The organism is Micromonospora sp. WMMD964 (genome assembly GCF_029581455.1).
Lineage (GTDB): Bacteria > Actinomycetota > Actinomycetes > Mycobacteriales > Micromonosporaceae > Micromonospora.
Genome location: NZ_CP120860.1, coordinates 737765 through 749942 on the forward strand (window position 1 = coordinate 737765; position 12178 = coordinate 749942).

The 12178-nt window shown below is 71.6% G+C and carries 11 protein-coding genes; 3 read left to right on the plus strand and 8 right to left on the minus strand.

From position 1 onward, the window contains the following. Positions 1-101: 101 nt before the first annotated feature. Positions 102-1610: a lysine--tRNA ligase gene (gene lysS, locus O7616_RS03510; protein ID WP_282264060.1), complete on the minus strand. Its 1509-nt coding sequence runs from the start codon at positions 1608-1610 to the stop codon at positions 102-104. A gap of 90 nt (positions 1611-1700) precedes the next feature. Here lysS and O7616_RS03515 point away from each other — a divergent pair, with 90 nt between their 5' ends. Beyond that, positions 1701-2441 (plus strand): class I SAM-dependent methyltransferase, encoded by a 741-nt coding sequence (locus O7616_RS03515; RefSeq protein ID WP_282305592.1) that lies wholly within the window; start codon positions 1701-1703, stop codon positions 2439-2441. 98 nt (positions 2442-2539) lie between these two features. On the opposite strand, the gene O7616_RS03520 is transcribed toward O7616_RS03515, so the two are convergent. The 7 genes from O7616_RS03520 to O7616_RS03550 form a co-directional block, all read right to left on the minus strand. Then, a complete protein-coding gene (locus O7616_RS03520) occupies positions 2540-3298 on the minus strand; it encodes a type III pantothenate kinase (RefSeq protein ID WP_282305593.1) in 759 nt (252 codons plus the stop codon). 17 nt (positions 3299-3315) lie between these two features. Then, the gene (gene nadC / locus O7616_RS03525; RefSeq protein ID WP_282305594.1) at positions 3316-4212 is read right to left on the minus strand and encodes a carboxylating nicotinate-nucleotide diphosphorylase; all 897 of its coding nucleotides are present in this window, start codon (positions 4210-4212) and stop codon (positions 3316-3318) included. 171 nt (positions 4213-4383) lie between these two features. Further along, positions 4384-6081 carry an L-aspartate oxidase gene (locus tag O7616_RS03530; protein ID WP_282305595.1) on the minus strand — a complete coding sequence of 566 codons (1698 nt, stop codon included), beginning with the start codon at positions 6079-6081 and terminating at the stop codon, positions 4384-4386. Between the two features lie 108 nt (positions 6082-6189). After that, complete coding sequence (locus O7616_RS03535) at positions 6190-7086, minus strand: septum formation family protein (RefSeq protein WP_282305596.1); 897 nt, start codon at positions 7084-7086, stop codon at positions 6190-6192. Positions 7087-7181: 95 nt separating this feature from the next. After that, positions 7182-7610 (minus strand): aspartate 1-decarboxylase, encoded by a 429-nt coding sequence (gene panD / locus O7616_RS03540; RefSeq protein WP_282305597.1) that lies wholly within the window; start codon positions 7608-7610, stop codon positions 7182-7184. A gap of 43 nt (positions 7611-7653) precedes the next feature. Beyond that, entirely contained in the window at positions 7654-8502 is an 849-nt protein-coding gene (gene panC / locus O7616_RS03545; RefSeq protein WP_282305598.1) for a pantoate--beta-alanine ligase, read from the minus strand. Between the two features lie 173 nt (positions 8503-8675). Further along, positions 8676-9650, minus strand: coding sequence for a Rossmann-like and DUF2520 domain-containing protein (locus O7616_RS03550; RefSeq protein WP_282305599.1), 975 nt, complete (start codon positions 9648-9650; stop codon positions 8676-8678). Between the two features lie 216 nt (positions 9651-9866). Here O7616_RS03550 and O7616_RS03555 point away from each other — a divergent pair, with 216 nt between their 5' ends. Both O7616_RS03555 and O7616_RS03560 read left to right on the plus strand, forming a co-directional pair. Next, positions 9867-10982, plus strand: coding sequence for an SAM-dependent methyltransferase (locus tag O7616_RS03555; protein ID WP_282305600.1), 1116 nt, complete (start codon positions 9867-9869; stop codon positions 10980-10982). Then, positions 10979-12166: an NADH-quinone oxidoreductase subunit D gene (locus tag O7616_RS03560; protein WP_282305601.1), complete on the plus strand. Its 1188-nt coding sequence runs from the start codon at positions 10979-10981 to the stop codon at positions 12164-12166. The genes O7616_RS03555 and O7616_RS03560 overlap by 4 nt, the downstream gene beginning before the upstream one ends. The last annotated feature ends 12 nt before the right edge of the window (positions 12167-12178 follow it).

The window sequence follows — 12178 nt, forward strand, 5'->3', positions numbered from 1 at the left end:
CTTTCGAGCAGGGTGCTCCTGCTTAACGAGAGCACAATAACCCGTAAGCCGCTTCCCGCGTCAATAGGATGCCGTTACGGCTCGGCGCGAGCCGGGCGAGACTACTCGGGGCGGACCAACGGGAAGAGGATCGTTTCCCGAATTCCAAGCCCGGTCAGGGCCATCAACAGGCGGTCGATTCCCATTCCCATACCGCCGGCCGGCGGCATTCCGTACTCCATCGCCCGAAGAAAGTCCTCGTCAAGACGCATCGCCTCGTCGTCGCCACGGGCCGCGAGCTGCGCCTGGGCCAGCAGCCGCTCACGCTGCACCACCGGGTCGACCAGCTCGGAGTACCCGGTGCCCAGCTCGAAGCCGAGCACGTAGAGGTCCCACTTCTCGGCCAGACCCGGCTCGCTGCGATGCCCTCGGGTGAGCGGGCTGGTCTCCTCCGGGTAGTCCCGCACGAAGGTGGGCGCCTCGAGGCTGGGAACGACGAGTTCCTCGAACAGTTCCTCGGCCAGCTTGCCCGGCCCCCACTTCGGGTCGACGGCCAATCCCACCTTGTCCGCGTACTCCACCAGGCGGGAACGCTCGGTGCGGACCGTGACCTCCTCACCCAGCGCTTCGGAAAGCACACCGAACAGCGTCACGGATCGCCACTCGCCGCCCAGGTCGAACTCTCGCCCGTCGGCGTGGGTCACCACCATCGAACCGCTCACCGCGATCGCCGCCTGTTGCACGAGATTACGGGTCAGCTCGCCGATCGTGTCGTAGTCCCCGTACGCCTGGTACGTCTCCAGCATCGCGAACTCCGGCGAGTGCGAAGAGTCGACACCCTCATTACGGAAGTTGCGGTTGATCTCGAAGACGCGGTCGACGCCACCAACCACGGCGCGCTTGAGAAACAGTTCCGGCGCGATTCGCAGATACAGATCGGTGTTCAACGCATTGCTGTGGGTCACGAACGGTCGGGCCGCCGCACCACCATGCAGCAGTTGCAACATCGGCGTTTCCACCTCGATGAAGCCCTGCCCGTGCAGTGAATCGCGCAGACTGCGTACGGTGGCCGCCCGGGTACGGACCATCTCCCGTGCCTGCGGCCGGACGATCAGGTCGACGTACCGCTGCCGGACGCGGGCCTCCTCGGAGAGCGGCTTGTGTGCCACCGGCAGCGGACGCAGCGCCTTCGCGGTCATCTCCCACTGCTGGGCCAGCACCGACAGCTCACCGCGGCGGCTGGTGATCACCTCACCGGTGACACCGACGTGGTCACCGAGGTCGACCAGGCGCTTCCACGCCTCCAACCGCTCCGGCCCGACCCGGTCCAGGGAGAGCATCGCCTGCAACTCGGTGCCGTCGCCGTCGCGGAGGGTCGCGAAGCACAGCTTGCCGGTGTTACGCACGAAGATCACCCGGCCGGTGACTGCGACCTGGTCACCGGTCGCGGTGTCGGTGGGCAGATCCGCGTAGCGCTCCCGGACCTGCGCCAGGGTGGTCGTCCGGGAGAAACCGACCGGGTACGGCTCGACGCCCTCGGCGAGCATCCGGTCCCGCTTCTCCCGGCGGACCTTCATCTGCTCGGGAAGGTCGTCGGCGGGGTCCACTGGCACGGCGTTCTGCTCGCTCACGGCACGCTTCCTCAACGAAGGATTGTCGGCGGGGTCAGGCCCGAGCGTACTCAAGCCCTCTGGGGGTCGTTACCGGATAACCTGCCCGGCATGGCGGATCACACTCAGGCCCTCTCGTTCGGCGCGGCGGCAGCCGAGTACGACCGGTTTCGGCCCCGCTACCCGGAGCCGGCCGTGCGGTGGGCACTGAACGGGTTGCCGGCCTCCGCGCACGTGGTGGACCTGGGCGCGGGCACCGGCATCCTCACCCGCGGCGTGCTGGCCCTGGGCCACGAGGTGACCCCGGTGGAGCCGGACCCCGGCATGCGGGCCCAGCTGGCCGCCGCCACCCCGGGTCGCACGGCGCTGGCGGGCGGCGCGGAGTCGGTGCCCCTGCCCGACCAAGCCGCCGACGCGGTGGTGGTGGGGCAGGCGTACCACTGGTTCGACCGGGAGCCGGCGCACGCCGAGATCGCGCGGGTGTTGCGGCCCGGCGGGACGTTCGCCCCGATCTGGAACATCCGGGACGATCGGGTGAGCTGGGTCGCCGAGCTGGGACGGATCGCGCACCTGGGCGACAACGCCGGCGACGTGACCGGGAAGTACGCCGACTTCGGCCCCGCGTTCGAGCCGATCGAGACGGGCGAGTTCCCCCACCACACCACGCTCACGCCGGACGACATCGTCGCCATGCTGCACACCCGCTCGTACTGGCTCACCGCCCCGGCCGAACGGCGGGCGAGAGTCGACCAGGAGATCCGGGACCTCCTGGCCACCCACCCCGACCTGACCGGCCGGGAGACCGTCGAACTGCCGTACCGCACGATCGTCCTGCGGGCCCGGCGGCGCTGACCCCCCGGTCCGAAGCGCGGCCACGGCGGAGGCCCGGCGGCGTTGACCGGGCCCGGCGCTGACACCCCGCGCGGTCACCGACTCCGGTGGCGGCCGGGTCACAGGTTGCGTTCGTAGACCATGCGTAGGCCGATGAGCGTGATCATCGGCTCGTGGTGGGTGATGCTGCGGCACTCGTTGATCACCAAGGAGGCGAGGCCGCCCGTGGCGATCACCGCCCGCACCTCGCCCAACTCCTCGGTCATCCGCTCGACGATCCGGTCCACCTGGCCCGCGAAGCCGAAGTACAGGCCGGCCTGGAGGCATTCCACGGTGTTCTTGCCGATCACCGATCGGGGCTTGGTGGCCTCGACCTTCCGCAGCTGCGCCGCGCGGGCGGCCAACGCGTCGAACGAGATCTCGATGCCCGGGGCGAACGCGCCGCCGAGGAACTCACCCCGCTCGCTGATCACGTCGAAGTTGGTGGTGGTGCCGAAATCGACGACGATCGACGGCCCCCCGTAGAGGGTGTAGGCGGCCAGGGTGTTCACCACCCGGTCCGAGCCCACCTCCTTCGGATTGTCGATCGCCAACTGCACCCCGGTGCGCACCCCGGGCTCGACCACGACGCTCGGCAGGTCGGCGTAGTAGCGGCTCAGCATCGTGCGCAGCGACCGCAGCGCCGCCGGCACCGTGGAGCAGGCGGCCACCCCGGTGATCTCGACGTTGTCCCCGGCGAGCAGGCCCCGGAACATCAGGCCCAGTTCGTCAGCGGTCGAGCGGGCATCGGTCTTGATCCGCCAGGAGTGCACGAGCTTGTCGCCGTCGAAGGTCGCCAGCACGGTGTTGGTGTTTCCGATGTCGATGCAGAGCAGCACCCACGCAGCCTAGACAACTACTCCGTACGCAGGTCCAGCGCGATGTCCAGGATCGGCGACGAGTGGGTCAGGGCTCCCACCGAGAGGAAGTCGACACCGGTCGCCGCGTACCGGCCCGCCACCTCCAGGGTCAGGCCGCCGGTCGCCTCCAACTCCGCCCGGTCACCCACCGCGGCCACCGCCTCGGCCAACACCTCGGGCGTCATGTTGTCGCAGAGCAGGAAATCCGCCCCGGCCTCCACGGCCTCCACCGCCTCGTCGACAGTGGTCACCTCGACCTGCACCGGCACCTCCGGGAACGCCTCCCGGACCCGCCGGTACGCCGCCGTGATGCTCCCGGCCGCCAGCTTGTGGTTGTCCTTGATCATGGCGACGTCGTAGAGGCCCATGCGCTTGTTGGTGCCGCCACCGGCCCGCACCGCGTACTTCTCCAGCGCCCGCAGGCCCGGCGTCGTCTTACGGGTGTCCAGCACCATCGCCTTCGTGCCGGCCAGGGCGTCCGCCCAGGCGCGGGTGTGGGTGGCCACCCCGGACATCCGGCAGAGCAGGTTGAGCGCCGTCCGCTCGGCGGTCAGCAGCAAACGGGTCGGGCCGGTCACCGTCGCCAGCACGTCACCGCGGGCCACCCGCTCGCCGTCGCGGACCAGGACCGACACCTCGACGGTACGACCGAAGCCCGTCACCTCGCCCACCAGCTCGAACACGGCTGCGGCCACGGCCACCCCGGCCAGCACGCCGTCCGCGCGGGCCACCAGGTCGGCGGTGTCGGTCTGCTCCGCCGGGATGGTGGCCACGCTGGTGACGTCCAGGAAATCCGGACCCAGATCCTCGACCAGTGCGGTCTCGATCACCCGCCGCACCTGCGCCGGGTCCAGTCCGGCCGCACGCAACGCCGTCTCAGTCGACTCCGTCAATGCCATCTCCGTTCGCGACTGCGGGGCTCGCAACACCGGCTCACTCCTCGCGCTCACCGGGCCATCTCCGTTCGCGACTGCGGGGCTCGCAACACCGGCTCACTCCTCGCGCTCACCGGGCCATCTCCGTTCGCGACTGCGGGGCTCGCAACACCGGCTCACTCCTCGCGCTCACTGTGCCGTCCCCTCCCATTGCTGCGTCACCCGGCCCTGCGCCCCGACCGACCCGACGAGGTGGCCCAGCCACCGCTCGTCGGCCGTCGGGAAGTCCTCCCGCCAGTGGCAACCCCGGGTCTCACCGCGGGCGTACGCGGCAGCCACGAGCGTCGACGCCACGGTGAGCAGGTTCGTCGCCTCCCAGTCGGCGGTCCGCGGTCGGCCCCGCGCAGCGCCCAGCTCGGTGAGTGTTCCGGCCGTCCCGGCCAGCGTCGTCGCGGACCGGAGCACCCCGGCGCCCCGGGTCATCGACCGTTGCAGGGTCGGCGTCACCTCGGCCGGCAGCACCCAACCCACACCGCCGCGCCAGGCACCGGTGTCGGCCGGCTGAACCTGCTCGGGCAGGCCGGCCGCGATGTCCTCGGCGATCCGCCGGGAGAAGACCAGGCCCTCCAGCAGCGAGTTGCTGGCCAGCCGATTCGCGCCGTGCACGCCGGTGCAGGCCACCTCGCCGCACGCGTACAGGCCGGGGATGGAGGTCCGGCCGCGCAGGTCGGTGCGGACACCCCCGGAGGCGTAGTGCGCGGCGGGCGCCACCGGGATCAGGTCGGTCGCCGGGTCCACGCCGATCGCCAGGCAGGACGCCACGATGGTGGGGAACCGTCCGGCCAGGAAGTCCCCGCCCAGGTGCCGCGCGTCGAGGAACACGTGGTCCGCGCCGGACGCCAGCAACACCCGGTGGATGCCCTTGGCCACCACGTCCCGGGGTGCCAGCTCGGCCAACTCGTGCTGGCCGACCATGAACCGCTTGCCGTCTGAGTCCACCAGGTACGCGCCCTCGCCACGCAGCGCCTCGGAGACCAACGGCTGCTGGGCGTGCCCGCCGCCGGGCACCCCCGCGGCGGACGGAGTGATCAGGGCGGTCGGGTGGAACTGGACGAACTCCACGTCGGTCACCGCGGCGCCGGCCCGCATCGCGAGTGCCACCCCGTCCCCGGTGGAGACCGCCGGGTTGGTGGTGGCCGAGAAGACCTGCCCCATTCCCCCGGTGGCGAGCACCACCGCCCGGGCCAGCAACGCGCCGACGCCGTCCTCGCTGCCCTCGCCGAGCACGTGCAGGGTGATCCCGCAGGCCGGGCCGAGCCCGTCCGGGCCGTCTCCGGGCGCGCGCAGCAGGTCCAGCACCAGGGCGTGCTCGAACAGCCGAATCCACGGGTCGCGCTGCACAGCGGCGTGCAGGGCCCGCTGCACCTCCGCACCGGTCGCGTCCCCACCCGCGTGCACGATGCGGTCCGCCCGGTGCCCGCCCTCACGGGTCAGCATGAGGGAGCCGTCCGGGTGGCGGTCGAACTCGGCACCGATGCGGATCAGTTCGCGGAGCCGGGTCGGGCCCTCCTCGACCAGCACCCGGACCGCCGCCGGATCGCAGAGCCCGACACCGGCGATCTCGGTGTCCCGGGCATGCGCCGCCGGGGTGTCCGCCGGGTCGAGCACCGCGGCGATGCCGCCCTGCGCCCACCTCGTCGAGCCGTCATCGATGTTGACCTTGGTGACCACCGTGACGTGCAGGCCCGCCTCGCGCAGGTGCAGCGCCGCCGTCAGCCCGGCCACCCCGGAACCGACCACGATCACGTCGGTGGTCTCCACCCAGCCGGGCGCTGGCGCGGCCAGCAACGCGGGCAGGGCTGGCAGGTCGACGGTCGGAACGTCCATCCTCCCAGTCAACCCGAACGATCCTCGCCCGGGGCGGCGGGGGCGGGACGAGTGTTTTCGGCTACCCCGTCCGCCACCGTCCGCGTCGCGCCGGCCGGGGGCTCGCTGTCACTTCGTCCGGACCGGAAGGCCGGCCGGGCCCGCGCCCTTCAGCGAGGCGGTCACCGTACGGTCGCTGAGCCACAGGTAGCAGCGCACACCCCGGTCACCGACCCTCCAACGCCCCGCACCCGGTGGACGGACCACCACCCCACTGCGAAAGCGCAGGTCGGCGTCGTCGGGCACGCCCACGTACCGGCTGAGGGCGGTGCGACAACCGTTGTAGAGCGGAGCCCAGTCGGTGTCCTGCGTCGGGTACGCCGTGTCCGGCGCGCGCCACACCCCGACGAACTCGGCGTCGTGCTGTCGACCGCATTCCACCGGCACCAGCGTCTGCACACTCCGGCCGGCTCCCATCCGGGTCTGCTGACAACCGAGGCGCAGCCCGGAGGGCCCCTTCAACGCGTCCCGCAGGCTGCCGGACCGGACGACCACGGTGGCGCCCGCCTCGGTCGTGCTCAACTCGGTCAGATCACACCGGAACCAGCGGGAACCCACACTCCAGCCCGCCCCGGAGGGCAACGCCACGGACAGCCGCAACCGACCCGCCCGCCAGTCGTCGCCCACGTAGCCGGTCGCCCGGGTGTCACACTCGGCGAACGCGCCCCGCAACTCCGGTGAGCCGCCCGCCGGGGCACTCGCCCGCTCGACGGGGAACGCCCCCACGTGCACTGTCTCCACCCGGTGCGGACCGGCGCAGTCCACCGGCTCGTAGCCGGCCAGGGTGACGACCTCGGTGAAGTCGGCGGCGTGACACACACCGGCGGACGGGGTGAACGCCGACGGCGGCGGCAGCGCCTTCCAGTCGTCGGTCAGGTCACCGTCCAGGCCACCGGAACCGGCGCAGCCGACCAGCAACAACGCTGCCCCGGCAGCGGCGAGCACTGTCGTGATGGCACGGCGCATCGCGGCCTCCCCCAGCCACCGACCGGCTTACGCCAGTACCCCAGGGTAACCGCAAATGACCTTCCGGTGACAGACCGGAATCGCCTCGCAGAGGTTCAGACAGCGGACACGGCCAGCGGGCTCGGCACCGGGTCACCGACCATGCCGGGTGCCACCGCAGCCGCGTCAGCACCCAACTCGATCACCCGGTTGTCGGCGTCCACGTGCACCACCCGAGGCCGGTACGCCCGAGCCTCGGCGTCGTCCATCTGCCCGTACGAGATGAGGATGACCAGGTCACCGGGGTGCACCAGGTGCGCGGCGGCACCGTTGATGCCGATCACGCCGCTGCCTCGCTCGCCCGGGATCACGTACGTCTCCAGTCGGGCGCCGTTGGTGATGTCCACGATCGCCACCTGCTCGCCGGGGAGCAGGTCGGCAGCGTCGAGCAGATCCTCGTCAACTGTCACAGAGCCGACATAGTGCAGGTCGGCCTGGGTCACCGTGGCCCGGTGGATCTTCGACTTGAGCATGGTCCGCAACATCGGGGTGGCCTTTCACAAGGTTGGTGGAGGTCGGTGCGGCCGGTCAGGGACGCGGGGCGAGGTGGATGGCCGCGTTGTCGATCAACCGGGTGGCGCCCACCCAGGCGGCGATCACCAGCCGGGCCGGCCCGGACACCGGCCCCGGCTCCAACTCGGGGTCGGTCAGCACCAGGTAGTCCAGGCGGGCGCCGGGCGTACCGGCACCGAACGCGGCGTGCGCGGCGGTCAACACCGCCCCCGCGTCACGGCCCTCGTCGGCCGCCCGCGCACCGGCCCGCAGCGCGGCGGACAGGCTCAGCGCGGCGGCCCGCTCCGGCTCACTCAGGTAGCGGTTACGGCTGGAGAGCGCCAACCCGTCCGGCTCCCGGACGGTCGGCACACCGACCACCTCGACCGGCACGTCCAGGTCCCGGGTCATCCGCCGGACCAGGGTCAACTGCTGGTAGTCCTTCTCGCCGAAGAACGCCAGGTCAGGCTGGGTGAGCTGGAGCAGCTTCAACACCACGGTGAGGACGCCGTGGAAGAAGCCGGGACGACTCGCGCCCTCCAACTCCGCGCCCAGTGGACCCGGATCGAGGCTGACGCGGGGCTGGCCGTCCGGATACATGTCGGCCACCGACGGCGCGAAGACCAGGTCGGCACCGGCCCGCCGGCACACCTCCAGGTCCGCGTCGAGAGTGCGCGGGTACCTGTCGAAGTCCTCGTTCGGCCCGAACTGCAACGGGTTCACGAAGATCGTCACCAGCACGTGGTCGGCTTGTTCCCGGGCCGCGCGCAGCAACGTCTCGTGCCCGGAGTGCAGCGCGCCCATGGTCATCACGACCCCGACCGTGCCCTTCAGGGCGGCCCGGGCCTCGGCCAACTCGGCACGCGTGTGCACGACCTCCGTCATGGCGACACCTCGGTTCGCGACTGCGGGGCTCGCAACACCGGCTCACTCCTCGCGCTCACAGCGACACCTCGGTTCGCGACTGCGGGGCTCGCAACACCGGCTCACTCCTCGCGCTCACAGCGACACCTCGGTTCGCGACTGCGGGGCTCGCAACACCGGCTCACTCCTCGCGCTCACAGCGACACCTCCCGACTGCTGTCGGCCAGCACGCCGAGCAGCGACTGCGCGTCCACCGGACGCAGCCGTCCGGCGGCGATCGCCCGGTCGGCGGTACGCCGGGCCAACGCCAGGTACGCGGGGACGGACTCCGGGGCGGTGGCCGCCAGCCGCGCCAGGTGCCGCTCGACGGTGCCCGCGTCGCCCCGGGAGACCGGCCCGGTCAGGGCGTCGTCGCCGAGCCGCAGGGCGTTCTCCAGGGCGGCCCGCAGCAGCGGGGCGAGCACCTTCTCCGGCCGGTCCACCCCGGCGTCACGCAGCCGGTCGGTCGCCTCGTTCACGAGGGTCACCAGGTGGTTCGCGCCGTGCGCCAGAGCGGCGTGGTACAGCGGACGGTCCGACTCGGCCACCCACTCGGGCACCCCGCCCAAATCGGCGACCAGCCGGGCGGCCAGGGGACGCAGCGGGGCCGGGGCGGTCACCCCGTACGAGATACCGGCCAGCCGGGCCAGGTCGTCAGGTGTACCGGTGAAGGTCATCGCGGGGTGCAGGGCGAGCGGACGGGCACCCACCTCGCTGGCCGGTGCCAGGACGGCCAGGCCGTGCGCACCGGAGGTGTGCGCGACCACCTGGCCGGGGCGCAGCGCACCCCGATCGGCGAGGTCGGCCACCACGGCGGCCAAGGCGTCGTCCGGCACCGCGATCAGCAGCAGGTCGACGGCGGCGTGTGCCACGGCGGCGACCGGGCGTCGCGGCACCTCGGGCAGCAGCAGAGCCAGTCGGGCACGGCTCGCTCCGGAGCCGCCGGCGACGGCGACCACCCGGTGCCCGGCGGCGGCGAGTGCGGCACCCAGCACGGCTCCGACCCGACCGGCGCCGATGACACCGACGGTGAGCAGGCGGGGGGCGACTGACGCGCCGGGAACGGCGCGATCCCGCGATGCGGCGGGCCCGTGCGGGGCGGCCGGACGCGGGCGCAACGGTGCGCTCATGACGATGATCCAGTCCTCGAGAAGGGGTACCGGTCGATGGCAAGTATGCGCCCGGCCCGCCGAACCAGGACAAGCATGTGTGAAAACCTTCACCACTGGCCGAAGCCCCAGAGACCCCCTGCTCGATCAACTGATGAAAAGTAGGCGTCACCCTCGTTTCTCACCTACTTTTCATCACCTGATCACCGTGCACGGCGTGGACTCGGAGTTGACACGATGTCGATCACCTGGCGGGACGCGATGAGCCGGGCCCTCTACGGGCCGGGCGGCTTCTTCGTCAGCGGCAGCGGGCCGGCCGACCACTTCCGCACCAGCGTGCACGCCTCCCCGGCCTTCGCCACCGCGCTGCTGCGCGTGCTCACGCAGGTCGACGCGACCCTCGGTCACCCGCCACGGCTGGACGTGGTCGACGTGGGCGCGGGCCGCGGTGAGCTGCTGCGCACACTCGCCGGGCTTGCGGTGGGGGTTTCCGGGGAGCCCGCCCGTCCGGCACCCCACGGGCCTTCGTCGGTCGCCGTCCGTCCGTCGCTCGCCGAACGCGTGCGCTTCACAGCAGTCGAGTACGCACCTCGCCCGGAGAACCTGCCTGAAGAGATCAACTGGGTGTCCGAGATCCCCCGGGGCATCACCGGACTGTTGATCGCCACCGAGTGGCTGGACAACGTCCCCCTCGACGTGGCGGTCCACACCGAAGACGGCTGGCGGTACGTGCTGGTCGACCCCGCCAGTGGCACCGAGTCGATCGGTGGACCGGTCAGCCCGGACGACCTCGACTGGCTCAACAGATGGGAGCCCATCCCGACGAACGCACCCGCGGCGGCCAACGGTCTGACCTCGCCCGACGTGACACGCGAAACACCACACCGCTGCCGGAGAGCGGAGATAGGCCGGACCAGAGACGAAGCCTGGGCCCACGCGATACGACAAGTCAGCCGAGGCATGGCCGTCGCGGTCGACTACGGGCACCTGCGGGACAACAGGCCGGTCGACGGGACGTTGACCGGGTACCGGGGTGGGCGGCAGGTGCCGCCGGTTCCGGACGGTTCGGCTGATGTGACAGCGCACGTGGCCATGGACTCGGTCGCCTCCGCCGGTGCGGAGGTCGCCCGGTGCGCGTACTCCCTGGTCTCGCAGCGGGAGGCGCTGCGGGCGCTCGGGGCCGACGGCGGCCGACCGCCGCTGAGTCTGGCCGGTTCCGACCCGGCCGGTTACCTGCGGGCGTTGGCCGCCGCGTCGGCGGTGGCCGAGCTGACCGACCCGGCCGGGCTCGGCGGGCACCTGTGGCTGCGCCAACCGGTCGGCATCCCGCTCGGCCCGGCCGTGGCACGATGACGGGCATGACCACCGACGCCGGGGACCTCCGTGAACTGACCGTCGGCACCGGGGCCGGCCTGGTCGCCGGCACCGATGATCAGCAGCTCGGCACCGACATGGTGCTCAACATCGGCCCGCAGCACCCCTCGACGCACGGTGTGCTGCGGCTGAAGCTGGTGCTCGACGGCGAGCGGGTGGTCGCCTGCGAACCGATCGTCGGCTACATGCACCGGGGCGCGGAGAAGCTGTTCGAGGTGCGCGACTACCGGCAGATCATCGTGTTGGCCAACCGGCACGACTGGCTGTCGGCGTTCTCCAACGAGCTGGGTGTGGTGCTCGCTGTGGAACGCCTGATGGGCATGGAGGTGCCGGAGCGGGCCACCTGGCTGCGGATGGCCCTCGCGGAGCTGAACCGGGTGCTCAACCACCTGATGTTCCTCGGTTCGTACCCGTTGGAGATCGGGGCGATCACGCCGATCTTCTACGCCTTCCGGGAACGGGAGACCATCCAGGCGGTCATGGAGGAGGTCTCCGGCGGCCGGATCCACTACATGTTCAACCGGGTGGGCGGCCTCAAGGAGGAGGTGCCCTACGGGTGGACCGGCCGGGCCCGCGCGGCGATCGGCGAGGTCCGTCGGCGGCTGCCCGACCTGGACCACCTGATCCGGCGTAACGAGATCTTCCTGGCCCGGACCGTGGGCGTGGGCGTGCTCACCGCCGCGGACGCCGCCGCGTTCGGGGCGTCCGGGCCGGTGGCCCGCGCCTCCGGGCTCGACCTGGACCTGCGCCGCGACGACCCCTACCTGGCCTACGACGAGCTGGACGTGCCGGTGGTCACCCGCACGGCCGGGGACTGCCACGCCCGCTTCGAGGTGCTGCTCGACCAGGTGTACGCGTCGCTGGACCTCGCCGAGCAGTGCCTGGACCGGGTGGACCGGCTGACCGGGCCGATCAACACCCGACTGCCGAAGGTGCTCAAGGCGCCGGAGGGGCACACCTACGCCTGGACGGAGAACCCGCTCGGCATCAACGGCTACTACCTGGTGTCGCGGGGTGAGAAGACGCCGTGGCGGCTGAAGTTGCGCACCGCCTCGTACGCGAACGTGCAGGCGTTGGCCACACTGCTCCCCGGCTGCCTGGTCCCGGATCTGATCGCGATTCTCGGGTCGATGTTCTTCGTCGTCGGCGACATCGACAAGTGACCCGAACCGCCT